Source organism: Micromonospora sp. NPDC049139 (assembly GCF_055586845.1).
In genome coordinates, this window is record NZ_JBVJHK010000001.1 from 592,720 (window position 1) to 618,615 (window position 25,896).

21 protein-coding genes are annotated in these 25,896 nt (G+C 72.4%); 10 read left to right on the forward strand and 11 right to left on the reverse strand.

The annotated features are described in order from the left end of the window. Positions 1–257: 257 nt before the first annotated feature. Entirely contained in the window at positions 258–926 is a 669-nt protein-coding gene (locus ACZ6Q9_RS02640) for a TetR/AcrR family transcriptional regulator (RefSeq protein ID WP_393449186.1), read from the reverse strand. Positions 927–1,016: 90 nt separating this feature from the next. On the opposite strand from ACZ6Q9_RS02640, the gene ACZ6Q9_RS02645 reads away from it, so the two are divergent. Beyond that, entirely contained in the window at positions 1,017–2,216 is a 1,200-nt protein-coding gene (locus tag ACZ6Q9_RS02645; RefSeq protein WP_396826690.1) for an FAD-dependent oxidoreductase, read from the forward strand. A gap of 139 nt (positions 2,217–2,355) precedes the next feature. Here the strand turns inward: ACZ6Q9_RS02645 and ACZ6Q9_RS02650 are convergent, their stop codons facing one another. From ACZ6Q9_RS02650 to ACZ6Q9_RS02670, 5 genes are all read right to left on the reverse strand, one after another. After that, positions 2,356–2,943 (reverse strand): hypothetical protein, encoded by a 588-nt coding sequence (locus ACZ6Q9_RS02650; RefSeq protein ID WP_396826688.1) that lies wholly within the window; start codon positions 2,941–2,943, stop codon positions 2,356–2,358. Positions 2,944–3,111: 168 nt separating this feature from the next. Beyond that, entirely contained in the window at positions 3,112–3,564 is a 453-nt protein-coding gene (locus ACZ6Q9_RS02655; protein ID WP_393449177.1) for a hypothetical protein, read from the reverse strand. Positions 3,565–3,697: 133 nt separating this feature from the next. Further along, the gene (locus ACZ6Q9_RS02660) at positions 3,698–4,810 is read right to left on the reverse strand and encodes a hypothetical protein (protein ID WP_396826686.1); all 1,113 of its coding nucleotides are present in this window, start codon (positions 4,808–4,810) and stop codon (positions 3,698–3,700) included. Positions 4,811–5,099: 289 nt separating this feature from the next. Then, on the reverse strand, positions 5,100–5,924 hold the full coding sequence (locus tag ACZ6Q9_RS02665; protein ID WP_396826684.1) for an ATP-grasp domain-containing protein: 825 nt from the start codon (positions 5,922–5,924) through the stop codon (positions 5,100–5,102). 124 nt (positions 5,925–6,048) lie between these two features. Then, positions 6,049–6,948 (reverse strand): helix-turn-helix transcriptional regulator, encoded by a 900-nt coding sequence (locus tag ACZ6Q9_RS02670; protein ID WP_393449168.1) that lies wholly within the window; start codon positions 6,946–6,948, stop codon positions 6,049–6,051. A gap of 95 nt (positions 6,949–7,043) precedes the next feature. Here ACZ6Q9_RS02670 and ACZ6Q9_RS02675 point away from each other — a divergent pair, with 95 nt between their 5' ends. From ACZ6Q9_RS02675 to ACZ6Q9_RS02685, 3 genes are all read left to right on the forward strand, one after another. Beyond that, positions 7,044–8,372, forward strand: a complete 1,329-nt coding sequence (locus tag ACZ6Q9_RS02675; RefSeq protein ID WP_393265802.1) for an MFS transporter — start codon at positions 7,044–7,046, stop codon at positions 8,370–8,372. Between the two features lie 35 nt (positions 8,373–8,407). Beyond that, positions 8,408–9,451 (forward strand): zinc-dependent alcohol dehydrogenase family protein, encoded by a 1,044-nt coding sequence (locus ACZ6Q9_RS02680; protein ID WP_393265799.1) that lies wholly within the window; start codon positions 8,408–8,410, stop codon positions 9,449–9,451. A gap of 104 nt (positions 9,452–9,555) precedes the next feature. Further along, positions 9,556–9,786, forward strand: coding sequence for a DUF6886 family protein (locus tag ACZ6Q9_RS02685; RefSeq protein ID WP_393265797.1), 231 nt, complete (start codon positions 9,556–9,558; stop codon positions 9,784–9,786). On the opposite strand, the gene ACZ6Q9_RS02690 is transcribed toward ACZ6Q9_RS02685, so the two are convergent. Then, on the reverse strand, positions 9,766–12,441 hold the full coding sequence (locus tag ACZ6Q9_RS02690) for an AMP-binding protein (RefSeq protein ID WP_393449159.1): 2,676 nt from the start codon (positions 12,439–12,441) through the stop codon (positions 9,766–9,768). The genes ACZ6Q9_RS02685 and ACZ6Q9_RS02690 overlap by 21 nt on opposite strands. 167 nt (positions 12,442–12,608) lie before the next feature. On the opposite strand from ACZ6Q9_RS02690, the gene ACZ6Q9_RS02695 reads away from it, so the two are divergent. The 3 genes from ACZ6Q9_RS02695 (at position 12,609) to ACZ6Q9_RS02705 (ending at position 16,275) form a co-directional block, all read left to right on the forward strand. After that, positions 12,609–13,631: an iron ABC transporter substrate-binding protein gene (locus tag ACZ6Q9_RS02695; protein ID WP_393265793.1), complete on the forward strand. Its 1,023-nt coding sequence runs from the start codon at positions 12,609–12,611 to the stop codon at positions 13,629–13,631. An 86-nt stretch (positions 13,632–13,717) separates the two neighbouring features. Then, on the forward strand, positions 13,718–15,241 hold the full coding sequence (locus ACZ6Q9_RS02700) for an ABC transporter permease (RefSeq protein ID WP_393450198.1): 1,524 nt from the start codon (positions 13,718–13,720) through the stop codon (positions 15,239–15,241). Continuing rightward, a complete protein-coding gene (locus ACZ6Q9_RS02705; protein WP_396826680.1) occupies positions 15,238–16,275 on the forward strand; it encodes an ABC transporter ATP-binding protein in 1,038 nt (345 codons plus the stop codon). The genes ACZ6Q9_RS02700 and ACZ6Q9_RS02705 overlap by 4 nt, the downstream gene beginning before the upstream one ends. A 105-nt stretch (positions 16,276–16,380) precedes the next feature. Here ACZ6Q9_RS02705 and ACZ6Q9_RS02710 read toward each other — a convergent pair whose 3' ends face one another. Next, the gene (locus ACZ6Q9_RS02710; protein WP_396826678.1) at positions 16,381–16,887 is read right to left on the reverse strand and encodes a MarR family winged helix-turn-helix transcriptional regulator; all 507 of its coding nucleotides are present in this window, start codon (positions 16,885–16,887) and stop codon (positions 16,381–16,383) included. A 96-nt stretch (positions 16,888–16,983) separates the two neighbouring features. On the opposite strand from ACZ6Q9_RS02710, the gene ACZ6Q9_RS02715 reads away from it, so the two are divergent. From ACZ6Q9_RS02715 to ACZ6Q9_RS02725, 3 genes are read left to right on the forward strand one after another with little or no spacing between them, the layout of a single operon-like run. Continuing rightward, positions 16,984–17,622, forward strand: coding sequence for an NADPH-dependent F420 reductase (locus ACZ6Q9_RS02715; protein WP_396826676.1), 639 nt, complete (start codon positions 16,984–16,986; stop codon positions 17,620–17,622). Next, entirely contained in the window at positions 17,619–17,765 is a 147-nt protein-coding gene (locus ACZ6Q9_RS02720) for a hypothetical protein (RefSeq protein WP_393449147.1), read from the forward strand. Before ACZ6Q9_RS02715 ends, ACZ6Q9_RS02720 begins: the two co-directional genes overlap by 4 nt. After that, positions 17,762–18,493 carry an alpha/beta hydrolase gene (locus tag ACZ6Q9_RS02725; protein WP_393265781.1) on the forward strand — a complete coding sequence of 244 codons (732 nt, stop codon included), beginning with the start codon at positions 17,762–17,764 and terminating at the stop codon, positions 18,491–18,493. The genes ACZ6Q9_RS02720 and ACZ6Q9_RS02725 overlap by 4 nt, the downstream gene beginning before the upstream one ends. Positions 18,494–18,851: 358 nt before the next feature. Here ACZ6Q9_RS02725 and ACZ6Q9_RS02730 read toward each other — a convergent pair whose 3' ends face one another. The 3 genes from ACZ6Q9_RS02730 to ACZ6Q9_RS02740 are packed head-to-tail and all read right to left on the reverse strand — an operon-like array spanning position 18,852 to position 25,818. Continuing rightward, a complete protein-coding gene (locus ACZ6Q9_RS02730) occupies positions 18,852–20,789 on the reverse strand; it encodes a hypothetical protein (protein WP_396826674.1) in 1,938 nt (645 codons plus the stop codon). Beyond that, positions 20,786–24,631, reverse strand: coding sequence for a vWA domain-containing protein (locus ACZ6Q9_RS02735; protein WP_396826672.1), 3,846 nt, complete (start codon positions 24,629–24,631; stop codon positions 20,786–20,788). Before ACZ6Q9_RS02735 ends, ACZ6Q9_RS02730 begins: the two co-directional genes overlap by 4 nt. Then, positions 24,628–25,818 carry an ATP-binding protein gene (locus ACZ6Q9_RS02740; protein ID WP_393449138.1) on the reverse strand — a complete coding sequence of 397 codons (1,191 nt, stop codon included), beginning with the start codon at positions 25,816–25,818 and terminating at the stop codon, positions 24,628–24,630. Before ACZ6Q9_RS02740 ends, ACZ6Q9_RS02735 begins: the two co-directional genes overlap by 4 nt. Positions 25,819–25,896: the final 78 nt, after the last annotated feature.

Consider the following 25,896-nt stretch of genomic DNA (forward strand, 5'->3'; position numbering starts at 1 on the left):
TCTCGCATCGCGAGGAGACCAGGTATCGCCAGCCCATTCGAGAAGCTCGACCGCCTCAAGCCGCTGCCCGCGCCGGGCAGCCAACACGGCTGATGCCCGGCGATCCCGAAGTCGAACACCGGCCAAGTATGCCGACCCCAACGCCTCCGGCGCCCCACATGCTGCTTTCCACGTTGTCGCCGGCCACAACCCCGGCTCCCACGGCACCGTCACAACCGGGGCTCTTGCCTCGCGGTTCGACGTGCATGTCGAGGTCGTCACCGACGGGGACCGGGCTGCCGACCGGGACGGCTGGCGGGAGGCACTGCACTCGCGCCCATGACGGGACGAGGTTCTCGCGCCGGACCGAAGACGCCGGCGCGGAGGGCTGCGGCGGCCGCGGCGGCGGCACGTCGGGCGAACTCCTCGTCGATGGGTTCGTCGATGACGAGCAGCCGCAGGAAGAAGGGCGCGCCCAGGATCTCGATCGCGGCCCGGACATCGGTGCCATCAGCCAGTTCGCCGCGGGCGACGGCGTGGTCGACGACGGCCTCGGCCAGGCCGAACCGTTCGGCGAAGAAGCCGCGGACGATCTGCGCGGCGCGCGGGTTGCGGGGCGCGGCCGCGGCAAGGGCCGTGATCAGCTCACCGGGTTCGCCGGCCATGCCGCGCCGGATCAGCAACGCCAGTTCCTCGAGGTCGGTGTCGAGGTCGCCGGTGTCCGGGATCGGGACGACCTCACTGGCGTACTCGCTGAGCAGGTCGCCGAGGACGCCTTCCAGGTCGGTCCACCGGCGGTAGACCGACGTCTTGTTGACGCCGGCCGCCTGGGCGATCCGTTCGACGGTCAGTTCGGCGTACCCGTCGGCGAGGAGGCCACGGGCGGCCGTGAGGACCGCCGCCCGGACGCGGGCGCTGCGCCCGCCCGGACGCTGGCCGACAGACATCGGACACCTCCTTTGACGCACCGGCTGTTGCGTTACACCATCCCACTCGGCAAACTCAAAAGGCAACACGAGTTGCGATTGGAGGCAACCATGAAGGCCACTGTCTGCGTCGTCGGCGGCGGGCCCGCGGGGCTCGTCCTGGGGCTGCTGCTCGCCCGGCAGGGAGTGCAGGTCACCGTGCTGGAGAAGCACGCCGACTTCCTCCGGGACTTCCGCGGCGACACGGTGCATCCCTCCACACTGAACATGCTCGACGAGATCGGGCTCGGCGAACGGATGGCGGTGCTGCCCGGGCGTAAGGCCGGCGCGTTGCGCGTCACCTTCGACGACGGCACCTACGCCGTCGCGGACTTCACGCGCCTGCCGACGCCACACAACTACCTGTACTTCGTCCCCCAGTGGGACTTCCTGGAGATGCTCGCCACCGAGGCGGCGAGGTTCCCCACCTTCACGCTGCTTCGCTCCACCACCGTGACGGGCCTGCTCCGCGACCCGTCAGGCGCCGTCACCGGCGTGCGCGCCGTGAGCCCGGAGGGCGAACTGGAGATCGAGGCGTCGCTCACTGTCGCCTGCGACGGCCGTGATTCGGTGGTACGCCGGGAACTCGGCCTGCGGCCGGTCGACTACGGCGCACCCATGGACGTGCTGTGGTTCCGGATCTCACGCCGCGCAGGCGACGGCGACGGCCTGACAATGCGGGTCGGCGCCGGCGGGCTGATGCTCGCCATCGACCGCGGCGACTACTACCAGTGCGCGTACGTCATCGCCAAGGGCGGCTACGACGAGATCCGCACGGCCGGGCTGGAGGCGCTGCGGGAACAGGTGACCCGGCGGCACCCCGTCCTCGCCGACCGAGTCGGTGAACTCGCCACCTGGAACGACGTCAAACTGCTGACGGTGAAGGTCAACCGGCTGCAGCGCTGGCACGCGCCCGGCACGCTGCTCATCGGCGACGCCGCACACGCCATGTCCCCGATCGGCGGCGTCGGCATCAACCTGGCGGTGCAGGACGCCGCGGCCACCGCCCGGATGCTGGGCCCGAGCCTCGCCGCCGGGCAGCCGGTCACCGAAGCCGACCTCGCCGCGGTGCAGAAGCGCCGGCACCTCCCGACGGTGCTGACGCAGAACCTCCAGCGCGCCGCGCAGCGGCGCGTCGTCGACCCGCTGCTGCACGCCACCGGCCGGATCGACGCCCCGGCCCCGATACGCCTGGCGAACCGGTTCCCGGCACTGCAAGCCCTCCCCGCCCGGCTGGTCGGCATCGGCGTACGCCCCGAACACGTGCGTTGACCCACCGTTCCGACAGACGGATGGAGACGCGATCCGCAGGGACGGACTCTCGGGGCAAAAGGTCGGCTGGCGTGGTGGTCGTCGGACGTGTCAGGGGTTCGGGGCGGTCGATACGCTCACAGCCAAGAGCTCTGCGGGCTCAGCCCGCCGATACCTGCCGAGGCGAACGCCCCAGCGGCAGCAGTGCCACCAGCATCAACAGCCCGGCCAACGGCATCAGATCCAAGTTCACCGGCGGCAGCAACACCCCGACGAGCATGACCACCGGGCTCCACCACGGCAGCCGGCCCGCCCTGGCGGCCAGCACGGCGACCGCCACGATCCCGACGAAGAAGAACAGTGGCCCGACGTCGTAGATTGCGGGTCGCACGCCGGGTAGGCCGGAGAAGTCGTGCTGCAGGCTCCGCAGCTCTTCCTTGTCGGCAGCCATGAATGCCTGCACGATGTCTGCTCCGAACTGGACCACGGATGCCGCCAGACCGAGCAGAGTGGCGCCGACCACCACTTCGCGCACCGCCCCGGCGGGCAGTAGCGTCCGCAGCCCCAGGACCAGCGGCACGAACAGGAGGAAGCCGGCCAAGCCGAGGAAATGGGCGAGTTGCCAGTCGAACCCCGGCCCGTACATGTTGTCGAGTCTGCCGACGATACGGGCCACGCCGTAGCCGCCCAACGCGAGCGGCCCGGCGATCAGAGTGGACTTCGCTGCCTTCGTCATGCTGAAGATCATGGTCGCGCACCGGATCATGGTGCCTCCGGCGGAACCCCCGCCCGCGACCCTGAGAACCCCCGCAGAAGTCGACCCTGACCATCTACAGGCGGCCGAGCAAGGCAAGGTCGCGAGCCCAGCAGTACGAACCACGAGCATGCCGAATCGTGTGCACCCGCCGAACGGACCTCAGGTGTCGTACTCGCCGCTGTCCCATGGCTCAGTAAAGGCCATGTAGTCGCCGGGCTCGACGGTGACCCACCACGTGTCGTCGTCGTCCTCCGGCTCCCGGGGAATCAGGCCGAAGGTTGTACCGAACCGATCGATCGCGAAGGGCTCGACCTCGATACGGGTGAACGTAACCTCTCCAAGCTCCTTCAGCCGAGCGTCACATGCCGCCCGCCGCGCCATACGGTCCATCCGGGCTCTGGGACCGAAGGCGTCGATCCTGGCCTCCAGGAACCGGCCCTCGGAGTCGAAGAGGTACAGAGCGACAAACTCCTGACCGTCGTCGTCGCCTCGGATGGCTGGTTCGAAGGGAGTGGTGAGGAAGAACTGCCTGCCGTCAGCGGTGCGCCCCACATGCTCGGCATGATAGTCGTCATGATCGATGGCGAGACAGCGCGGCGGTCCGGCCCTCATCCCGCTCGTCCTCTCCTCGCGCCGACGGCGGGAGCCGTCGCGATCGCTACGCCAGCATCATGCCGTCCGGGTACGACAGGATCGTGTCCCAGCGATCTCACCACCGTGCACCGACGTGTCACTCGTCGTCGTGTCATCCTTCGGGATCGTGCAGTGAGGTCGGGGAGAGCAGCGGCTGAAGTAGAGCGGGGTTGATGATCGCCGGCAACCGCCGGGCTACCCCAGCGAGGAGGTCGGCGACCTGGACCCGGGGATCGTCGCGGGAGTCGACCATCACCAGCCCGGCCAGGGGCGATACGCCGGCCGGCAACGCCCCAGCCTTCTCGGCGTCTGCCGCCGACGGTCCGCCGCCGTTGGCCAGCACCTGCTGGAGGCGGGTCAACCGGTCGGCCGTGAGGGCGCTCTGCTCATCGTGGATCACCAGCACCTGCCGCCGTCCGGCGCTCCAGGACAAGACCGTTTCCGCCAGCGCCGGCAGCATCGGTTCCAGCGGCGGCGGGATCGACCGGTCGTCGTTGTCGAGCCTGGTCGCCACCGCCCACACGTGGCTCGGACTGAGCCCGTTGAGGACAGCATCGGCCGGTGTGCCGAGCCCGTGTCGTACCAGCGCATCCCGGGCCTGGAAGAACCGCTCCACGGTCCGGCGATCCGGACGCCGCCGTTTGATCCGGACCAGGTCGACGAAGGCTGCCAGGAAGACACCCCAGTCGCTTCCGGCTGAGCGCCTGGCCCGGTACAGGGCGAGAGCGGTCGGACGGTCGCCCTGAGTCAGGCGGGTACCGGCCGCGTACGACGGCTCGGTCAGCAGCAGGTCGACGATCCGGGTTACGAGGAAGAACTCCTTGTCGACCAGATGGACGTGCGCGCGGCCCTTCAGCGCCGCCAGGAACCACTCCAGCGCTTCACCCGCGCCCGGGCCGCGAAGGAACTGCCCGGACTTGAACTCGTGCGGCGAGAACCGGAACCCGGACCGCAGCGCTGTGATCAGCCCGATGGCCTCGTCCGCGCCCAGGTCGACACTCGCGTGCGTGATCACCGGGGTGGTCGAACGGAGCAGATTGGTGCCCGAGAATCCGGACTCGTCACAGGCGATCTCCACCACGGCGCCAACCACCGCGTCCACCGGCGGTAGCCCGCCCTGAAACGGCGATCTCACCACCGATCCCCCCACCATGCCGACCATGGTCACCCGTACGCCCTCGTCGAACAATCCAATTGCGGCCGGGAGGCCCGCGACGGAGAACATGCTCCTGCTGGTGCTGAGGCACTGGACGACGGACCACAGATCACCGCCGAACACGGCCGCGGGTCGTTACGAGCAGCGACGCGGGACACAGCACCAGGGTCGGGCCTGCGGTGGCGGGGTCGGCCCGCCGTGGCCGCGCGAGTCGGCCCATCCGCTTGTGCCGCCGAGCGGGTGCGCCCTGCCGGGCGTTCGGCACTGCCCGAGGCGCTGTCCGGGTGCCTCCTCCGTGGTGACGTCTCGGCTGGCGTCGAGGCGGGCGTTGTTGGCAACGTCGGTCATCGTGGAGCTGCTATCCGAAGAGGGTGGGCGGTCTTGTGAACGCGTGGTCGCGGGGAGCCAGGCGGTGGCGTGGTCCGGCCGCCCGAAGCACCACGTCGAGGACCTGGTCGGGGTTGGCGGCGTAGCTTGTGCTGAACCAGGCCATGTTCGCCTCCACCACGGCCCAGTGTTCGTCGCCGCGGTCGGCGTTGCTGGCGAGGCCGACGTCGACAACGACGGCGCTGGGCAGGCTGTCAGCGCAGGCGTCGAGCAGGCTGACGGCGAAGTCGAGCACGGCGGCGCGGTGTGGGCAGGCGGCGAGGGGAGCCGGGTCGAGCCGGCCGTTGGTGGCGTAGCGGCTGGCGGCGTGCACTGCGGCGTCGAGGACGAACAACCGATACTCCACCAGGAACGTCACGATCTCGCTGACCAGCACCGGAGTGTCGGCGGGGTGGCGCTCGGCACGGGGCAGGCGGGAGCCGTCGGCGTAGACGCCGGCCGTCAGGGTCTTGTCTCGGGGCGGCTTGACGAACATTGGCGTACGGGACCAGCGTGCGTCGCCGAGAGTGGTGAGGGTGATGTCGCGGCGGGTGTACTCGTACGGCAGCTGCACCAGCCAGTCGTCGGCCGGTTCGAGCATCGCCAGGTCGAGGTCCGCGGCGACGGCAGCGGCGAAGACCGGTCCTCCGTAGAGGTGCCCGCCCCGGGCCCGCCGCAGCTGAGCCGGTGCTGACGGGTGGGGCAGTTGCTCCACTGCCAGGCCCCGTCGCCGGGCCGATTCAGCAAGCAGCTCGGCGGTCCTGTCGAGGCGCGGCGGCAGCACCAGGAAGTCACCGACCGGGACGGCGATGGTCATGACTGACGATTCTGAGGACCCGCCACGTTGCCGTCGCCTGATTATCCTCGCCGCACCCGCTGGGAGGGTTGTGGCCAGAGAACGGATCCCTCTCCGGCGCCCTTGTGGCCGGAGTTCTACGTCGTCAGTCAGAGCGTTGGGCGGCTTCTACGATGGCGGTCGCCGACCAGGTGGCGAGGATCTTCAGCCGCTCTTCGTGGATGGTTCCGGGTTCGGCGGTGTACACAGTCAGTTCGTGGACGGCGCGCGATGGTGTCGGCAGCGCGAGGGGCTGATAGGTCAACTCCAGCGCGCCGACGACAGGGTGCTGCAGACGTTTGACTCCTTCGTGCCGGATGCGGATGTCGTGTGATGCCCACATCTTCCGGAATTCGGTGCTGAGGGTGCAGAGCTCGCCGACGAGTTCCCGCAGTAGCCGGTCTTCGGGGTTTCGACCCGCCTCGGCGCGCAGCAGGGCGACGGTCGAGGCAGCGCCGGCCTCCCAGTCTGCGAAGAAGTCTTGTGATGCCGGGTCGAGGAAATGGTAGCGGGCGAAGTTCGCTCTGCCGTTGGCTGTGGTGGTGTCGCTGCTGAACATGGGTGCGTGCAGTGCACGGGCGAGCGCGTTGCTGGCGACCACGTCGAGACGTCCGTTGCGCAGGAATGCTGCCGACATCGTGATGGAATCGATCAGCCACTGCAGGTGGGGTTCGACCTTCACCTCGGTGCGTCGGGGATTTCGGCGGGCTTTCGGCCGGGCGGCGTAGGCCAGGTCGAACAGGTAGGTGCGTTCTTCGTCGTCGAGGTGCAGTGCTCGGGCCACGGCGTCGAGAACGTCTTCGGAGATTCCGCTGATGTGGCCCTTCTCCAGTCTTGTGTACCACTCGGTGCTGACGCCGGCGAGGACGGCGACCTCTTCCCGCCGCAGGCCGGGCACACGGCGCCGGACACCGGCGGGCAGCCCGGCCTGCTCGGGGCTGATCTTGGCGCGGCGGCTGGTCAGGAAGTCACGAATGGTGGTGCGATGGTCGGCCGGGTCGGGCATGTTCCCACGGTAAGCCCGAATGAACCTGGCAGAGGGGGGAGAGCTTGTACCCCCTATGAACGCCACCTTTCTCACGCCCCCGGTGCGGCGCTCAAATGGATGCGAAGACGTTTCCGAAGCTGCACAGGAGTTCATGCATGCAGGGAGAAGCCACTCCCCTGAACGGCGGTTCCCGGTCCGGCGCGAGCGCGGCCCGTTCCGCTGCGCTGCCCATGTTGATCTACGTCCTCGCTCTGGGGACGTTCCTGATGGGCACGACCGAGTTCATCGTGGCAGGTGTGTTGCCGGAGATCGCAGGTGACCTGCAGGTCAGTGTCGCCCACGCGGGTCTGCTGATCACGGTGTTCGCGATCGGGATGATCATCGGTGCGCCGCTGATGGCGATGCTCACGCTGCGGCTGCCGCAACGCGTGGCCCTCATCCTCGCGCTGGCGGTGTTCGCGATCGGCCATCTCGTGGTGGCACTCGGTGACAGCTTCGCGGTGCTTCTGCTGGCGCGGTTGATCACCGCGTTCGCCACGGGCGCGTTCTGGGCCCTGTCCGCCGTGGTCGCGACCCGCGTCGCCGGGCCGGCGCGCGGAGCGCGGGCCATGGGTCTGGTGAACGCCGGAGGCATGCTCGCCACGGCGCTGGGCGTCCCGCTCGGCGCGTTCGCCGGACAGCTCATCGGGTGGCGGGGCACGTTCTGGGCGCTCGCCGTCCTGGCGCTGGCCGCCACCGCGCTGATTTCCCGTCACGTCCCCCACGAGAAGGGACGGGCCCAGTCGGCGTCGGTGCGTTCCGAACTGTCCGGGCTGCGTTCCGGGCGGCTGTGGCTGGCCCTTGCCGGCTGCGCGGCGACCACCGGTGGTGTGCTTGCCGCGTACTCCTACATCGCGCCGTTGCTCACCGACCAGGCCGGTGTTCCGGCACGGCTGGTGCCGTTGGCGCTGGTCGGGTTCGGCGTCGGCGCCCTGGTGGGGTCACTGGTCGCCGGCCGTCTCGGCGACGCTCACCCGCACGTGGTCACGCTCGTGGCGCCCGTCGTCACCGCGATCCTGCTTGGGATGATCTGCCTGGCATCGGGAATGCCGTGGCTGACAGCGGGTGTGGTCGTGCTGCTCGGGTTCTTCGGGCTGGGCGCGAACCCGGTGCTGATCGCACTGGCCGTGCGTTTCGCCGGGCGGGCGCCCACGCTGGCGTCCTCGCTGACCGTGTCGGCGTTCAATGCCGGTACCGCCGTCGGCTCCTGGATCGCGGGCCTGGCGCTGGCCTCCACGCTCGGCGCCACCGGCCCCGCCGCCGTCGGCGCGGCCATCGTCGTCCTGGCGGTGGTCCCCGCGGTGGCGTTGGCCCTCATCGCGCGCCGCCGCGCCGCGAGTCCGCCCAGATCGGGCGACGCCACGACAACCAGCGCAGCGGTCGAGACCTACGCCGCCGTCTGACAACCCCCACAAAACATCGAAGGAAGAGGAAGACCATGCGCGCAACGCTCATGTACGGTGCCGGCGACGTCCGCGTCGAGAACGTGCCGGACTCCACGATCAAGCTGCCCACCGACGCGCTGGTGCGGATCACGGCGTCCTGTATCTGCGGCAGCGACCTGCACCCGTACCACTCGATGTCCCGTGAAACCGGCCCGGCCCGGATGGGACACGAACTGATCGGCATCGTCGAGGACACCGGCTCGGAGGTGACCACCCTCAAGCGCGGTGACCTGGTCGTCGCCCCGTTCGCCATCTCCGACAACACCTGCCAGTTCTGCCGCGAGAACCTGCAGACCTCCTGCTCCCACCCCCAGGCCAACTTCTTGGACGGCATCCCCGACGAAGGCGGGCAGGCCGAAGCGATCCGTATCCCCCTCGCCGACGGCACCCTCGTCAAGCTGCCCGTCGCCGCGGACTCCGCGCTCATCCCGTCGCTGCTCACCCTCGCCGACGTCCTCGGCACCGGCTACCACGCCGCCATCAAGGGCGGCGTGCGCAAGGGCAGCTCCGTCACCGTCGTCGGCGACGGCGCCGTCGGGCTCCTGGCCGTGCTGTCGGCCAAGCGCCTCGGCGCCGAGCAGATCATCCTCATGGGCCGCCACCAGGCCCGCACCGACCTGGGCACCGAATTCGGCGCCACCGACGTGGTTACCGAGCGCGGCGACGAGGGCATCGCCAAGGTCCGGGAACTGACCGGCGGCCACGGCACCGACGCCGTGCTCGAAGCCGTCGGCCACATGTCCGCCTACGAGCAGGCCGTCGGCGTCGTCCGCCCCGGCGGCGTGATCAGCCGCGTCGGCGTCCCCCAGTACGAGAACGCGCCCATCGGCTTCGGCAGCCTCTTCCGCCACAACCTCATCCTCGCCGGCGGCCCCGCTCCCGTGCGCGCGTACATCGAGGAGCTGATGCCCGACATCCTCGACGGCACCATCGAGCCCGGCAAGGTGTTCGACGCCACCACCGACCTCGACGGCGTGCCCGCCGGCTACCAGGACATGGACGACCGCAAGAGCCTCAAGGTCCTCATCAAGCCCTGACCCCGTGCACGGCCCCGCCCTCGCTGCCGACGTAACGGCACGAGGTCGGGGCCTTCACGCACAGGCACCACGGAGACCGACCGCGCCAGCATCGTCGGCGCGGGATGCGGCGACCGCGTCCGTGCCATCGAGTACGGCTGGCTGGACGCGATGCGAACGGCCCGCTGTTCGCCTACCGGCTGCCGGCCGATCGGTTCCGGCCCTTCGGTGTCCCTGAACCCCGTGCCCACGTCGCGGTCGAGCCGATCGAGCCACTCGGCCCGCCCGAGCCCGTAGGCGACCTCCTCGACTGCCATGCCGAGGCCGGCATCCAGCTACGCGTCCTGAACGTCTAGGTGCGTACCGGGAAGACGCCTGCCGGATCGGCGGGGACGTGCCGATGAACCCGGCGGCGACGATCGGCGCTGCGAGACGCGGTGAGCGGCTCGGGTGTACCACCGCACCGCCACGGTCCCCGCCTTGCCGGCCAGGCGAGGGACGAGCATGGCGTACGCGACGCCGAACGCCAGGCTGGCCAGCAGCGCCAGGAGCAGCGAGATGTCATCGACGGGCCGGAAGATCTGCCAGTGGGTGAGGTAGATGTAGATCGAACTCGCGGCCAGGGCCGCGGCGGCCCGGTTGAGCAGGGGCAGGCTGGGGAGGTCGGCCACCCAGATCATGAGGAGCAGGCCGCCGATGATGACGGCCTCGCGCCCGGGGTCCCCGAAGAACGTCGGCACGGTCGCGACGATCGCGAGCGTCACGCACAGTTTCTGGCCGGCGGTGGAGGCCTTGGCCGCCGCCCAACCGAGGGCGAACAGCCAGAACACGACGACCGGGGTGGGCAGTTCCACGTCGGGCACGAGTTGGTAACGCGAGATGAGCCCGAGAGCGGCCAGCGTCAGCGGCAGAGCGAACGGGCGGCGGCGTTCCAGCCGGTCGACGAACGGCAGGCTGAGCGCGGCGAGAAGGATGAGCAGGTAGTAGACCAGCGCCTCGATGAACCAGAAGTGCCACCAGTAGTTCGTGCCGTCCGCGGGAGCGGTGAGGTACCCGGCGAGGAAGACGCTGCCGAGGGTGTAGTCGTCGGTGAGCAGGTACATCGCGCCGATCCAGGTCGTGGCGGCCAGCACGATGCGGGAGGTGCTGCGGGCGAGCTTGGCGATGCGTTGGCGTCGTGGCGCCGCGGTGAGCTGGAATCGGGCGAAGTTGTAGCCGGCCACCCCGAGGAGGAGGTGCGCGCCGCCGGGCAGGTCGTACACCTGGATGTGGCTGCCGACGATGAGGACGATGGCGATGGCGCGCAGCGCCACGGTGGTGTCGAGGCGACTGCGCGAACTGCGCCGGCTATCAGGCACGGCCGGAGTCGGCCCCTCCTTCTGAGCCGGCGTCGGCGGAGGGGCGGGCGCGGGCCGCAGGTCACGGATCGGTGTGGTGTGCCAGTTCGGTGGCAGGTGGCCGAGGGCCTGCTCGAGGCGGATCGACATCTCGACGTACGACAGGGAGTCGCCGCCCAGGTCCACGAAGCTGTGTTCGGCGGTGGCCTCCTTCCGACCGAGGACCTCCGCGAACAGCGCGGTCAGGTCCGGAGAAGCGGCTGCCGGAGTGGGCTGCGGCGGGGTCGCGGCGAGGGCTCGGATGGCCGGGTAGTCGGGTTTGCCCGATGCGAGCCGGGGCAGGCGGTCGAACAGGTGGACGTCCACGACGTGGCGCGGCAGCCCGTGGTGGCGGCTGACGAGGGTGTGCAGGTGGTCGCGGTCGGCGTCGCCCTCGACGGCGATCAGCAGCCGTTCGTCGTCGCCGGTGACGAAGGCGGCGTACCCGTTCGTCCGCAGCATGGTTTCGATCTGCCGTAGGTCGAGCCGGAGACCGAAGATCTTGAGGAAGTCCGTGCGGCGGCCGACGATCTCGTAGAGGCCCTCGGGTGTGCGGCGAGCGATGTCGCCGGTGCGCAGCTCGGTGATGGTGCGGCCACGACCGAGGTCGGCGGGGCGCTCGGCGTAGCCGAGCATGACGTTGCGGCCGCGGTACACCAGTTCCCCGGTGTCCGGGGCACCCTCGTCGTCGGGCAGGGGATGCAGGTGGAGGCTTCCACCGGGCACGGCGACACCGATGGTGTGCGGGTGCCGCTCCGCCAGGTCCGGGGGCAGGTAGGCGATGCGGGCAGTGGCCTCGGTCTGGCCGTACATGACGACCAGGTCGAAGCCCTTGCTGCGGCCGAGTTCCGCGTAGCGGCGTACGCGCTCGGGCGCGAGTCGTCCGCCGGCCTGGGTCACGTAGCGCAGCGTGGGCAGGGTCATGTCGGCGAAGCCGACCCGGTCGAGCAGGTCGAAGGTGTACGGGACGCCGGCGAAGCTGGTGGCACCCGTGTCGCGCACCCGCTGCCAGAAGGCGGCATCGGCCACCGACAGGTCGTTGAGGATCAGGCAGGCACCGCGCAGCAGGTGACTGTTGATCACGGAGAGTCCGTAGCAGTAGTGCATCGGCAGGGTCGTGACCGGCCGATCCGCCGACGTGATCCCCAGGTAGTCCGCGATCGACTCCGCGTTCGCCTGCAGGTTGTCGTGGGACAGGCGGACCAGGCGCGGCGACCCGGTCGAACCGGAGGTACTGAGCAGCAGCGCCAGATCGGGGTGCAGGTCGTGGGCGCTGCGCCGGCGGCGCCGGCTCGGGTGTGCGTGGTCGTCCGTGAACGTGACGTCGGGGTCGTAGGTCGCCGTCAGCCGTGCGAGCGCGGCGGGATTGTCCGCCGGCGCCAACAGCAGCGGGTGACCGGCGGCGAGCGCGGCGAGGTAGGTGACGATCGTGTCGACCTGGTTGGCTCCCGCCAGCAGGACGAGACGACGTCCGGGGCCAAGCATCGCGGCTCGGTCACGGACCCGGTCGGCGAGGTCACGGTACGACACGGCTCCCGCGGGCGTGAGCAGGGCAGGCCGGTCACCGTGCCGCGCCAGGCCGCGTGCGAAGGGCACGCCCGGGGCAGTGAGTGGATGGTCGACGAGGAGGGACACGGCGCACCTTAGGATGAACTAAGTTAGGGTGGCCTACCCTAACCTATCCGCAGATTGCCCCACCCCACCCTCGGCGCCGACCCCACCGAGAGCCGGGGTGCCGCCCAGACGAAATCAGGGTGCCCTAAATTAGGTTAGGCACACCTGCCCTACTGCTAGGAGCCTTCATGCTCAGCCTGCGCGCCGCGGCAGCACTCGTCGCCGCGGCCACCCTCGCCACCGGGCTCACCGCGTGCAGCGGCGAGCCGGACAAGGACATCACGGTCTACAGCGGCCGCACCCAGTCGCTGGTGCAGCCGCTGATCGACGAGTTCACCAAGAAGACGGGCATCACCGTCGATGTGCGCTACGGCACGACCGCGCAGATGGCCGCGCAGTTGCAGGAGGAGGGTGCCAAGTCCCCGGCAGACGTGTTCCTCTCGCAGGACGCCGGGGCCCTGGGGGCCGTGAGCAAGGCGGGACTGCTGACCGCGCTGCCCGACGAGGTGTTGCAGAAGGTTCCCGCGGCGTACCGGTCGCGCAGCGGACACTGGGTGGGGGTCACCGGCCGGTTGCGGGTCCTGGCGTACAACGCCGACCAGGTCAAGCCGGCCGACCTGCCGGCCACCGTGCTGGAGATGACCGACCCGAAGTGGAAGGGCAAGCTCGGCGTCGCCCCGACCAACGCCTCGTTCCAGTCGTTCGTCACCGCTCTGCGGGTGCAGCACGGCGACGACAAGGCCCGCGAGTTCCTGGCCGGCGTCGCTGCCAACTCCCCCCAGATCCGCGACAACAACATCGTGATCGTCGGCGAGATTCAGGACGGCAAGCTCGCCGCGGGCCTGGTCAACCACTACTACCTCTTCGAGAAGGCCAAGGAACTCGGGGTCAGCCCGGAGCAGCTCAAGGTGAAGCTTCACTACTTCCGTGACGGCGACACCGGGGGCCTGCTCAACGTCTCCGGCGTCGGCGTGCTGTCCGGCTCCGCCGGAAACAGCAAGGTCCGCTCGTTCGTCGACCACCTGCTCGGCACCGAGGGCCAGACCTACTTCGCGGCGAAGACGTTCGAGTACCCGCTGGTCGCCGGTGTGCCGACCGCCCCGGGCCTGCCCGCGCTGGCCGACCTGCACGCCCCGAAGATCGACCTGAACGATCTGGACACCCTGACCGCGTCGGTCGAGATGATCCAGGCCTCGGGGCTGACGTCCTGACCACCACCGCTCAGGCTGGGCGGGCGCAGCCGGTCGCGCCCGCCCAGCCCTCCCCTCGCAACCGGTGGCGGCGCCGCTGGCATCGACTGGCGCCCCGCCCGGCACTGCTCGCGACCGCGACAGCCGCCGTCGCGGTCGCGCTCATCCCGCTGGTCTACCTCGGCGTACGCACCGCCGAGGCGGGCTGGGACCGGGTACGCGCCGAACTGTTCACCACCGAGATGCTGCGCCTGGCCGCGACCAGCCTGGCCCTGACCGCCGTCACCACCGGCGCCTGCCTGATCCTCGGCGCCGGCGCCGCGCTGCTGGTCACCCGCACGAACCTGCCTGCCCGACGGTTCTTCGGGGTGCTCGCGGCCCTACCGCTGGCGATCCCCACCTATGTCGGCAGCTACGGCTGGATCTCGATGCTGGACGGCTTCTACGGTTTCTGGCCGGCCGTCGTCGTGCTCACGTCCTGCTGCTACCCGTACGTCTACCTGCCGACCGCCGCCGCCCTGATCGGCACCGACCCCGCGGTCGAGGAGGCTTCGCAGGCGCTGGGCCGCAACCAGTGGCAGACCTTCACCGGAGTCACGCTGCGCCAGATCCGCCCCGCGCTCGTCGCCGGTGGCCTCCTGGTCGCGCTGTACGTGCTGTCGGACTTCGGCGCGGTCGCGATGCTCCGCGTCACGACCTTCACCAGCGCCGTCTTCACCTCGTTCAACCTCGGCTTCGACCGCACGGGCGCGCTCGTGCTATCGACCGCCCTGGTGGCCGTCACGCTGCTCATCCTCGGCGCCGAACTCGCGACCCGGCGGCGCGACGCACGCTACGCCAAGATCGGCAGCGGGGTACGCCGCCCGGCCGCCGTGCTGCCACTCGGCGCATGGCGGATCCCGGCCGTCCTCGCGCTGCTCGCCGTCGCCGCCGGGAGCTTCGCGGTGCCCACCGCAGCGCTGCTGCACTGGATGGGCGAGGGCGTCTCCCGGCCCGGGTCGCTGACGGACATCGCCACGGCTGCCGGCAACTCCCTCACCGTGTCCGCGCTCGGCACCGCCCTGACAATGCTCCTCGCCCTGCCGATCGGCCTGCTGTCGGCCCGCGCTCCCGGACCGCTGGCCATCCTCATCGACCGGCTCACCTACCTCACGCACGCGCTGCCCGGGCTGGTGATCGGCCTGTCCCTGGTGTTCTTCGGCATCCAGGTGGCGTACCCGCTCTACCAGACCACCTGGCTGCTGGCGCTGGCCTACGCCGCCCTCTTCCTCCCCCTCGCCGTCGGTGCCGTCGCGACAGCCGCCGCCCAGGCCCCGCCAAGCCTCGAGGAGGCCGCACGGTCACTGGGACGCGGGCCGCTGACAGTGCTGCGGACCGTCACCGTGCCACTCACCCTGCCCGGAATCGGCGCCGGCGCGGCACTGGTGTTCCTGACCTGCATGAAGGAACTACCGGCGACGCTGCTGCTACGCCCCACCGACACCGACACCCTGGCCACCGAGCTGTGGACGCACACCTCCGTGGCCGCCTACGCCGGCGGGGCACCGTACGCGGCGCTGCTGGTGCTGCTGTCCACCGGCCCCGCCCTGATCCTGGCCCGGCGCACCCTCAACCCGAAAGACCGACCATGACCACACTCACCGTCCGAGGCGCCAGCAAGAGCTACGGGGCGGTCCACGCACTCCGCGCGGCCGACCTGACCGTGGCGGCCGGCACCCTGACCGCGGTGCTCGGCCCGTCCGGCTGCGGCAAGACCACGCTGCTGCGCTGCATCGCCGGGTTCGAGCGCCTCGACGGCGGGGAGGTCCGTGTCGGTGACACGCCGGTGGCCGGGCCAGGCCTGCACGTCGCCCCACACCGGCGACGGGTCGCTGTGGTCGCCCAGGACGGCGCGCTCTTCCCGCACATGGACGTAGCCGGCAACGTCGGCTACGGCCTCGACCGCGCCGCCCGGCGCAGCGGCCGCGTCGAGGAGGTGCTCGGCCTCGTCGGTCTCGCCGGGTACGGCAAGCGGATGCCCCACCAGCTGTCCGGCGGGCAACAGCAGCGGGTGGCCGTTGCCCGAGCCCTGGCACCACGTCCACCGCTGATCCTGCTCGACGAACCGTTCACCGCGCTCGACGCCAGCCTCCGCACGGAACTACGCGCCGACCTGCGCGCCGCGCTCCACGCCGACGACGCCACCGCCGTCCTCGTCACGCACGACCAGGCCGAAGCCCTTTCCATCGCCGACCAGGTCGTCGTCATGCACGACGGCAGGGTGCGGCAGGAGGCCAGCCCCTCCGACCTCTACCGCAGCCCGGCGGACCCGTGGGTGGCAACCTTCATCGGCGATGCCAACCTCCTCAGGGCCAGCGCCAGCGGCGGGACTGCGGAAACCGGACTCGGCACCCTCCCGCTCTCCAGCCCACACCGCGGGGACGTCACGGTCCTGATCCGGCCGGAGCAGCTGCGGCTGAACGACGCCGACGCACCGGGGGTGCCCGCGACCGTCCGCCACCATCTGTTCCAAGGCCACGACGCCCTCATCGACGTCCAACTGGATGACGGCACCCGGATCACCGCACGGATCCTCGGCCAGCCGACCCACTACTCCTCGGGCACCAACGTCCGCCTCACCGTCCAGGGAAGCGTCTACGTGCTGCCGGAGCCCGCCACGTCCTGATCGCCCGCAGGACTGCGCTCGGCCTGTCGAACAGAACGGAGGCTGGGCCACTTCGGTCTCCCCGAAGTGGTCCCCCGCCGAAGGGACTGGTCAGGGCATTGTCGGTCAGCCGGCCGGGGCTGCGGCGTCGCCGGGCGTGGGGCACGGTGCGGCCTCGTGGGCCGGCCGTTCGCGGTCGCGCCGCAGGAGACGGTCGAGCAGGTCGTCCAGGGTCTTGATCTCGTCGCCGGTGTAGTCGGCGAAGACGCACTCGAGGTTGCGCACGTGAATCTTGGCCGCCTCCTCGAGTTTCTGCCGTCCGGCCGGGGTGAGGGCGGCGAAGCTGACCCGCCGATCGGTAGGGCAGGGAACGCGTTCCACGAGACCGGCGGTGACCATCCGGTCGAGGAGCCGGGTCATCCCTCCCGTGGTGAGCGCGATCTGGCTCGCCAGGGCGCTCATCGTCAGTTTGTCCGGCGAGCGGGCGATGCGCAGCATAGCCTCGAACCAGGTATGCGGGATGCCGCACTCGCGCTCCAGCGCCTCGCCGAGCTGCCGCTCGAGCGCGCTGTATGCCTCCACGAGCCGCCCGAACGTCGTCACCAGCCCGTGGTCGACCGCGCTCTTTACCATGCCAGAAACCTTACACCACAGATGTTGACGGATCAAATAGCCGGTCGTACAGTCGTTGAGTGGACAACATCTGACCGGTCAGAGAAGGAGTGGGACATGCGTATCGCGATCCTGGGTGCCGGCAATGTCGGTGGGGCGGTGGCGACCGCCGCCGTGCGCGCCGGTCACGACGTCGTCATCGCGGCGACCAGCGCCGAGCACGCCCAGAAGGCGGCCGGCAGCGCCGGTGCGAGCGCCGCCGCGTCGAACGCCGAGGCGGTGCGGGGAGCAGATCTCGTGCTGCTCGCCGTCCCGCACGCCGCCGTCACCGGCATCGCCACCGAGCTGGGCGAGGCACTGACCGGCAAGGTCCTCGTCGACGTGACGAACCCGCTCAACGACACCTACAGCGACCTGGTCACCGGCGGCGTCTCGGCTGCGGAGCAGCTTCAGGCCCAGGTGACCGGGGCATCCGTGGTCAAGGCCTTCAACACCATCCTCGCGAGCCGCCACAGCAACCCGGTGGAGAGCGGCGCGCCCCTGGACGCCTTCATCGCCGGCGACGACGGTGCCGCCAAGGACACGGTCGCCGAGCTGGCCTCCTCTCTGGGCTACCGGGTGATCGACGCGGGCGGGCTGCGGATGGCCCGGTCGCTGGAGGAGATGGCACTGCTGAACATCTCGCTCAACGCCCGTAACGGGTGGAGCTGGCAGAGCGGCTGGAAGCTGGTCGGGCCGGTGGGCGGCGCAGCATGAGCGTCAGCCCCAACGCGGCGCCCGTCGAGCACCCCGACCTGTTGGCGAAGGTGCGACGCTGGAGCGGCGTCGGCACGGCGGGCCGGCTGCTGCCAGGCCCGGTTGACGCCACGGCGCCCGCGCGGACGAAGGTGCGGCGATGAGCGCGATGCAGACGTTCGCGCCGCCGGTCGTGGCCACCGCGGGCAGCACCGACGCGGATGCCCCGCTGGTGGTGCTGCTGCATGGCCGTGGCTCGCACGAGCGGGAGATCCTTCGCCTGGCCGACCACCTGCCCGTGGGCCCCACGTACGCGGCGGTGCGGGCGCCGATCGCCGAGGGCGGCGGGTACGCGTGGTTCGCCAACCGCGGCATCGGGCGGCCGGTCGCCGAGTCGTTGCGCGCGACGATGGACTGGTTCCGCGACTGGCTCGACGGTGTCGCTCCCGCGGGCCGGCCGGTGGTGCTGATCGGGTTCAGTGGCGGGGCCGCGTTCGCCGGTGGGCTGCTGCTCGACGATCCGGGCCGCTACGCCGGAGCCGCGATCCTGTACGGGACGCTGCCGTTCGACGCCGGCGTCCCGACCACGCCCGCCCGGCTGGCCGGTGTGCCCGTCGTCGTGGCCCAGGGCGAGCAGGACAGCGTCATCCCACGGGAACTGCTCGACCGTACCTGGAACTACCTGCTCTCCGAGGCCGGTGCCGCGACCCTCGCCCGCCGCGATCCGGTCGGACACGGCATCGCCGCGCCGGCGCTGGCGACCGTAGCCGGTTGGCTGCGGGAACGCTTGGCATTCCTCGCCGACCGGGTCCGCCCGACGCCGTCTCCGAGGACGTCGACAAGGCCGCCCGGCGGCCAACTCCCGCCGCCTGTGGGGCCCGCCCGACGGTGAGCAGTCAGATTCCGCAGCAGCGGCGCAGCGACAACGCGCCGGTCGAGCTGCGGAAACAGCTGTTCGCGCGTATCGCCGCGCTGCCACCCGCGCTCGCCGCGGGCCTGGCCGCCAAGGGCTGGGGCGTCGCTTCGCCCTCCCTGCCCGGCCAGCCGCCGGTGATACTGAGCCGGATCCGAACCCGGATGTTTGTTGCCCTCGGCGACGAGGGGCTGGACCTGCCGCCTTTCGCCGAGCCTCGGCGCCCGCCCAGGGTTCGGGCGGGCGCCGAGGCGCAGGCGGTCCGGGTCAGATTTCGCCATCACCTGGCCTGCCACCCACCGGCCCGGGAGCGCGATCGCCCCCGGATTCCGGCAGGTCAGCCAACCGGTGGGCCGATCCAGGAGGACCGGATCAGCTCCCGCTCGGTGGCGGCGAGGTGGGCGGTCGCGGCGAGCCAGGCCCAGGCGTACCGGTCCGGGTCGGGATCGGTGAGCCGGCCGAACGCGTCCCGGCCGCGCCGGTCGGACTCGTCGGCGAGCGCGGCGGCCACCGCGGCGGCGGTGGTGAAGCCGGCGCGGCGCAGCGGACCCGCCAGCCCGGCGCCCTCGCCGCGGGCCGCCTCGCCGACGGCGCGGCGACCGCCGGACACGGCCAGCTCCACCAACCGGCGGACCCGCCACAGCGGGGACTCCGCAACCGCGTCGGCACCGACGGCGAAAACCGGTTCGGTCATCGCGGCCGGGTCGCGCGGCGGCAGGTGGCCGCCCTGGATCTGGTCGTAGCCGAGGTCCGCCCGGCCGTGCCAGTCCGCCGGCAGCCGCAGCGTCGTGGCGGCACCGGGCACCGGGCCGACCGCGAGCGGGTGCAGCGTGCTGGCCCGGTCCGGGTCCAGCCGGCCGACCACCCGGATCCGCAGGCCCGGCCTGGAGGCGAGCCGCCGCAGATTCGCCACGTGGGCCAGCACCGGGTGGGAGTTGACCGGCACCAGCCGGATCACCGGCCCGTCCGGCACCGGCGCGCGGTCCGGTCCGGCGTCGGTGGCGGGGGCCAGCTCCCGGGCCAGCACCTGGTCACCGGCGGCACCGACCACCATCAGGTCACAGCCGACCAGCGCGGTCCCGGCCCGGGCCGGGTCCTCCGGATCGTCGGCGGCGAGTTGAGCGGTCACCACCTCGGCGAGCGGGCGGGCGAACAGTTCCGCCAGGGGCCCGGTGGACCAGTCGGTCCCGGTGATCGGGGTGGCTCGGACCCCCTTGCCGGCACCGAGCCGGCCGTCCGGGGAGACGGTGGTGCCGGTGATCCGCAGGCCGCCGCGAGCCAGCACCGCGTGGTTGACCGCGACCGCGCCCATCTCGGTGACCGCCCGGGCGCAGTCCTGCGCCCGGTCCGGGCCGCCTGGCTTCACGTCGCCGAAGGAGAGCTGGCGCCCGTCGGCGGCGACCAGGTGGGTGACCACCCCGGCGTACCCGGTCGCGCTGATCACCGGTTCCCGGCAGACGCCGTACACCTCCAGCGTGCCGTCCGGCTGGTAGGCCCGCCGGAGGATGCCGACCAGTGCCGGGTCGGGATCGCCGGCGGCCAGCCGACCGGCCACGTACAGCAGGTCGTGCAGCACCTCGACCAGCTCCGCCAGCCGGTGGCCGGTCTGTCGTCCCCGGTGCGCGCGCAGGCCACGTACCGCGCGCAGCGCGGCGCTCTCGGCCCGCGGCAGGCCGGCCAGCCGGGCGCTGTGGGCGGCCCGCAGCAGTTCGGCCTGCGGGACCGCGCCGGCGGCCGGGACACCGGCCGCGAGCACCGCGGCGGCTGCCCGCCACAGCGCGCCGGCGGCGGCCCGTTGCGCCTTCGTCGGTGCCGCGCTCCGCCCGGCACGACCGGCGGCCGCGCCATCCGCTTTCCCGGTGCGCCCGGCTCTCCCGGCACGCCCGGTGGCCGCGCCGACGTCGTCCGACGTGGACGACGCGGCGGTGGCGGACACCGGATCGGGGTGGGTGGCCGGGTCCGCGACCGGGCAGGCGACCAGGACCGCGGTCCGGTGCAGGCAGCGGGGCGACAGCAGGCAGCTGCACCTTGCCTGGTGCGGGTCGGTGACCGCGCCGGTCGGTCCGGGCGTCAGGGTGACCAGGGCCTCGGCGCCGCAGTCGACCGACACGCCGCCGTCGACCCGGCCGACCGGTACACCGGCCAGCCGTTCGACAGTGGCGTCCAGCCGCTTGTGCAGCCGGGGCGGCAGGGCCGCCACCGCCGCGGCGGCGACCCCCGGCAGCACCGGCGGCAGCCGGTCGGTGTCCACGGCGGTGGATGTGCGGTCCGTCAACGTGATCCTCCGCGTACACGGTCGCCCACCCAGCGGGCGAGTTCGAGCGGGCTGAGAGCGGCGACCGGCATCCCCGCCGCGACGAGCTGCTCGGCGACCGGTACCGAGTAGCAGGGCACTCCCCTGTCGTTCAGCGCGGCACAGCCGAGCAGATGCACGCCGGAACTGGCCAGCGTCCGGACCTCACCGAGCAGCCCGGCCAGCGGGTAGCCCTCCTCGAAGTCGCTGACCACCGCGACGATGGTGCGGCTCGGCACGGTCACCAGCGAGCGGGCGTGGGCCAGCCCGGCGGCGATGTGCGTACCGCCGCCGACGCGCACCTCCAGCAGCAGCGACAGCGGGTCGTCGACCCGGTCGGTCAGGTCGACCACCTCGGTGGAGAAGGCGAGGAAGTGGGTGGACAGGGTGGGCACCCCGGCCAGCACGGCGGCGGTCAACGCCGACCACACCACCGACGCCTCCATCGAGCCGGACACGTCGACCACCAGCACCAGCCGCCAGTCGGCCTCCTTGCGGGTCCGGGTGTTGAAGACCGGGCGTTCCGGCACCACCACCGTCCGGCCGTCGCCGAGCCGCTGGGTGTGCGCCAGGTTCGCCCGCAGCGTACGGGCGAGGTTGATCCGGCCGCCGGGACGGCGGGACGGACGCGGGTTGGTCAGCCCGGTCAGCGCCGGACGCACCTGAGTGGCCAACTGCTTCGTCAGCTCCTCCACCAGCCGCCGGACCAGTGGCCGTAGCTTGGCCAACTGCCCCTCGGGCAGGCCACCGGCCAGCGACAGCACCGAGGTCAGCAGCTCCATCGAGGGGCGTACCGCGGCCGGGTCGAGTTCGGTGAGCACGTCGGTACGGCCGCTCTCGGCCGCCCGGGCGATGACCTCCTCGCGTACCGCGGTGCCGAACAGCGCCTCGAGTTCGTCGGCCCACTCGCGGGCGGTCGGGAAGGAGGCCTCCTGGCCGCCGCCGGCCGCCTGGCCGAGGTCGGTGGCGCCCTCGCCCTGACCCGCCCCGTACAGCTCGTCCAGGGCGCGGGCGTAGCGGCGGGCGTCCGTCGGCAACCGGTCGGGTTGGCGGCCGAGCAGCAGCCGCCACCGGTCCGTGGCGGTGAGCCAGGCGGCCGGCGTGCCCGCCCCGGGTTCGGGGTCGGCGGAGCCGGTCACCGTGCCCGGCCCGGCTTCGACGTCGGCGGCGCCGGTCGGCGTGCCCGGGATCGGGATGTCGCGGGCGACCAGGGCGGCCCGGCCGGCCGCGTCGGCGGCGGCCCAGCGGGCCAGCAGCTCGGGCGCGGCGGACAGGGCCAGATCGAGCCGGTCGCCCAGCCGTTCGGCGACGGTGTGCAGCAGCCGCTCCCGGGCCGCCGGGGTGAGCACGTCGAACCCGCCACGCAGCGCCGGAAGCCGGTCCAGGAACTCGGTGTCGGTGAGCCGCTCGATCCGCTCCAGCAGCGGGTCCAGCGCGGCCGGGGCGGACTGCAGCAGCGGATGCGCCGCGGTGAGCAGACCACCGAGCAGCCGGTGCAGGTGTCGACGGGTGTCCGGCCCGGTCGCCGCGTCGATCCAGCCGGCCACCCGCGTGCCCAGGGTCTCCAGGTCGGTCAGGTCGAGCAGCACCCGGGCGGCCAGGGCGGCACCCTGGATCAGCGACGAACCGGCCCGGGCCAGGTAGCCGAGAGCCTCGTCCAGGCGCAGGCCGATCCGGTCCTCGCCGGCCCGGACCGCGAGGTCCACCAGCGCGGCGGCATCGGCTGCGGCGTCGCTGCCGGCCAGGCCGGGCAGCCCGCGGACCGCCGCGTCCAGCAGCACGACGGCCAGCTCGGCCGCCCGGGCCCGACCGTCGGCGGTGGTGCCGGGCAGGTGTTCCCGGCGCAGCGCCTCCAGCAGGTCCAGCGCGGCCAGCAGCTCGGGCAGCGTGCCGGTGCCCGGCAGCACCGCGGCGGCCAGTTCGAGCCGATCCGTGACCAGTTCGGGCAGGTCGCACCGGGCGGCGTCGCGTAGCCCGGTGAGCAGCTGCGCGGCGGTGGGGCCGCCGTCGGCGGCCTCCCGGCGGAACCGCTCCCGCAGGGTGCCGGCCGCGGCCAGCGCCGCGGTCACCCCGCGTACGCCGACCAGGTCCAGCCGGGCCGCCACGGACGGCGTCCAGGCCAGTTGCCAGCGGGTGGTCAGGGCGGCACCGTCGCCGGTGCCGGACACCGCGATCGGCTCGCCGTAGCCGACGCCGCAGACCTGGAGGCGTTGCAGCAGGATCTCCCGCCGCCCGTCCAGCTCGGTGCGCAGCGGGTCCAGCCGCACCTCGCGGGACTTCGGGCTGTCCGGGTTGGGCATCCGCAGCGCGGTGAGTTCCGCCTCGACCGCGGGGCCGAGCCCGGACCGCGGCGTACCGGGGGCGACCCGGCCCCGCTCGGCACCGACCAGCACGGTCTCCAGCGCCTTCGCCAGCGCCCGGCCGCGGCCGAGCAGTTCACCCTGACCGAGCACGGTGGTCACCGCCTCCAGCACCTCGCCCCGGCCGGGGGCGGGCAGGTCCCGCAGCCGGGCCAGGTCGCCGGCCAGCCGTACCGTCTCGGCGGCCTCGCCGGTACCAGCGGTGTGCCCGGCCGAGCGGAGTTCCCGGCACAGGTCGGTGACCGCCCGGGCGGCGGCGGCCCGGATCCGTTCCGGGTCGCCGCCAGCGGTGAAGACGGACTGCTGCCAGCGCGGGTCGCGGATCCCGGCCGGGTAGCCGGACCGGGAGTCGAGCAGGTCGAACGCGTACGGCACCAGCGAGGTGATCGCCGTGCCGCCGCCGTCGGTGGTGGCCGACCCGGGTCGGGTCGGCACGGACCGGACCGGACCGGTCGGGGCGGCGACGGGCCGGGTGGACGCGGCGGCGACACCGGCGGTCGACACCGTTTCTCCGCCGACCGGGTACGTCCGGTCCCCGCCGTCGTCCACGGCGGACGTCGGGGCGGCGCCGGCCGTGCCGGCCGTCCGGGCCGAGCCGTCGTCGGCGTCGGCATCGGCCGACGGGGCGGTGAGCAGGGCCGGGGCATGGAAGGCGCCGATGACGGCGGCGACCCGCCGGCCGGCTGCGCCGGCCTCGGCCAGCACCCGGCGCATGTGCCGCTCACGGGCCAGGTCCCGGGCCGGTACGCCGTCGCCGCTGGCGCTGTCGGTACGCATCGCCCAGCCGACACCGAGGGCGGCCCGGCGGACCGCCTCGGGCGGGCAGCCCGGGGCACGTACCTCGACCACCCGGTCCCACAGGTCGTCGCCGTCCCGGCCGGTGCCGCTGGCGCCGAGTGCGACGGCGTAGCCGGACCGGCGCAGGCCGGGCACCGGCTCACCGGCGTCCGGGTCGGGATCGGCGGTCGGCGCGGTACCGGCGGTCGGGCCGGAGTCGGTGGCCGGGTCGGTGGTGTCGGCGGTCCAGCCGGGGTCGGCCAGCGGCAGGTCGCAGCAGACCACCTCGACGCCGCGCTGCCGGGCCCAACGGATCGCGGCCAGTTCCGGGGAGAAGTCGGCGAACGGGTAGAAGCCCATCGGCCCGTCCGTGCCGTGGCTGCCGACCAGGGCCAGCGGGGCCCGGGCGGCCGGGTCGGACAGGTACGGCAGCCAGCGCTGGAAGTCGGCCGGCAGCTCGATGCAGACCACCTCGGCGCCGGCGGCGTCCAGCAGTGCCGGAACCACCGCCGCGAGGGCCGGGCTGTGATGCCGCACCCCGATCAGGTACGGCCGGACCGAACCGGCGAGCGCGTCGACCACGGCTCGCGGGTCGGCCGTCGTCGGGTCGACCGTCGACGGGCCGGCCGCCACCGGGGCGGCGGTCGGCGGCGCCGCACCGGTCGACGTGCTGGAGAGGGTCGTCACCGCAGGCTCTCCCGCAGGTCCCAGAGCCGGCGCCACATCGCCGAGCCGTCCTCGGCGCGGCGGCGGACCGGGCCGTCCCAGTAGCCGAGCAGCCGGGCGTGGTCGTTCTGGTCGTCCTTGCGGACCACGCCGAGCAGGTGCCCGGGCACCAGGTCGAGCGCGTCCCCGCCGGGCAGGTACGCGGCGGCCAGGCCGAGCGACGCCGCCACCTGCACCGCCTCGGCGGTGGACATCACCGTGCCGGGCCGTTCCACGTCCCAGCCCTCGCCCGACCGGCCGGTACGCAGGTCGCGGAAGACGGTGACCAGGGCGTCCAGCACCGCGTCGTCCACCGTGTACGCCGCGCCGGCGCGCTGCACGGCGGCGGTGGCCTGCCGGCGGACCAGGTCGGTCTCGGTGTCCGCGTCCGAGATCGGGTGGACGGTCTCGAAGTTGAACCGGCGCTTGAGGGCCGAGGACATCTCCGACACGCCCCGGTCCCGCAGGTTGGCGGTGGCGATCACGGTGAACCCGGGCACGGCGCGGATCAGGCCGTCCTCGGTGCCGGCCAGCTCCGGCACGTTCATCCGCCGGTCGGACAGGATGGACACCAGCGCGTCCTGCACCTCGGGCAGGCAGCGGGTGACCTCCTCGATCCGGACCACCCGGCCGGTGCGCATCGCGGTCAGCACCGGCGAGTCGACCAGCGCCTGCGGGGTCGGGCCCTGGGCGAGCAGCAGGGCGTAGTTCCAGCCGTACCGGAAGGCGTCCTCGGTGGTGCCGGCGGTGCCCTGCACGGTCAGCGCGCTGGTGCCGCAGACCGCGGCGGCCAGCAGCTCGGACAGCATGGACTTGGCGGTACCGGGCTCGCCGACCAGCAGCAGGCCCCGCTCACCGGCCAGGGTGACCACGCACCGCTCGACCAGGCTCCGCTCACCGACGAACTTCGGCGGGATGGTCATGCTGGCCGGCAGTTCGGTGCCGTCCGGACCGGTGCGCCGTTCGGCGGGCAGCTTCAACGCCTCGCCGTCGCTGCCCCGGATGAAGGTGACCACGGCGCGCGGGGTCAGCGCCCAGCCCGGCGGCCGGGCGCCGTCGTCGTACGCGGCCAGGAAGGCCAGCTCGTCGGCGTACCGCTGTTCGGCGGAGAGGACCTGGGCTGCGGTCTCCGGCGCCGCGGTGGGGCGGACGTGTTCCGTCACGGTCACGGGTGTTCCTCGATCTCTCTGGTTCGGATGGGTGTGCGGGACAGGGGTCGGCGGCGGGGTGGTGCCGCGACGGCCTGG

Bases quoted from the DNA above. Each gene is read 5' to 3' on its own strand.
- ACZ6Q9_RS02710 (WP_396826678.1), bottom strand. From the start codon at position 16,887: ATGGTAAAGAGCGCGGTCGACCACGGGCTGGTGACGACGTTCGGGCGG.
- ACZ6Q9_RS02645 (WP_396826690.1), top strand. From the start codon at position 1,017: ATGAAGGCCACTGTCTGCGTCGTCGGCGGCGGGCCCGCGGGGCTCGTC.
- ACZ6Q9_RS02650 (WP_396826688.1), bottom strand. From the start codon at position 2,943: ATGATCTTCAGCATGACGAAGGCAGCGAAGTCCACTCTGATCGCCGGG.
- ACZ6Q9_RS02685 (WP_393265797.1), top strand. From the start codon at position 9,556: ATGCGGCGACCGCGTCCGTGCCATCGAGTACGGCTGGCTGGACGCGAT.
- ACZ6Q9_RS02655 (WP_393449177.1), bottom strand. From the start codon at position 3,564: ATGAGGGCCGGACCGCCGCGCTGTCTCGCCATCGATCATGACGACTAT.
- ACZ6Q9_RS02715 (WP_396826676.1), top strand. From the start codon at position 16,984: ATGCGTATCGCGATCCTGGGTGCCGGCAATGTCGGTGGGGCGGTGGCG.
- ACZ6Q9_RS02665 (WP_396826684.1), bottom strand. From the start codon at position 5,924: ATGACCATCGCCGTCCCGGTCGGTGACTTCCTGGTGCTGCCGCCGCGC.
- ACZ6Q9_RS02695 (WP_393265793.1), top strand. From the start codon at position 12,609: ATGCTCAGCCTGCGCGCCGCGGCAGCACTCGTCGCCGCGGCCACCCTC.
- ACZ6Q9_RS02675 (WP_393265802.1), top strand. From the start codon at position 7,044: ATGGATGCGAAGACGTTTCCGAAGCTGCACAGGAGTTCATGCATGCAG.
- ACZ6Q9_RS02725 (WP_393265781.1), top strand. From the start codon at position 17,762: ATGAGCGCGATGCAGACGTTCGCGCCGCCGGTCGTGGCCACCGCGGGC.
- ACZ6Q9_RS02660 (WP_396826686.1), bottom strand. From the start codon at position 4,810: ATGTTCTCCGTCGCGGGCCTCCCGGCCGCAATTGGATTGTTCGACGAG.
- ACZ6Q9_RS02640 (WP_393449186.1), bottom strand. From the start codon at position 926: ATGTCTGTCGGCCAGCGTCCGGGCGGGCGCAGCGCCCGCGTCCGGGCG.
- ACZ6Q9_RS02720 (WP_393449147.1), top strand. From the start codon at position 17,619: ATGAGCGTCAGCCCCAACGCGGCGCCCGTCGAGCACCCCGACCTGTTG.
- ACZ6Q9_RS02670 (WP_393449168.1), bottom strand. From the start codon at position 6,948: ATGCCCGACCCGGCCGACCATCGCACCACCATTCGTGACTTCCTGACC.
- ACZ6Q9_RS02680 (WP_393265799.1), top strand. From the start codon at position 8,408: ATGCGCGCAACGCTCATGTACGGTGCCGGCGACGTCCGCGTCGAGAAC.
- ACZ6Q9_RS02705 (WP_396826680.1), top strand. From the start codon at position 15,238: ATGACCACACTCACCGTCCGAGGCGCCAGCAAGAGCTACGGGGCGGTC.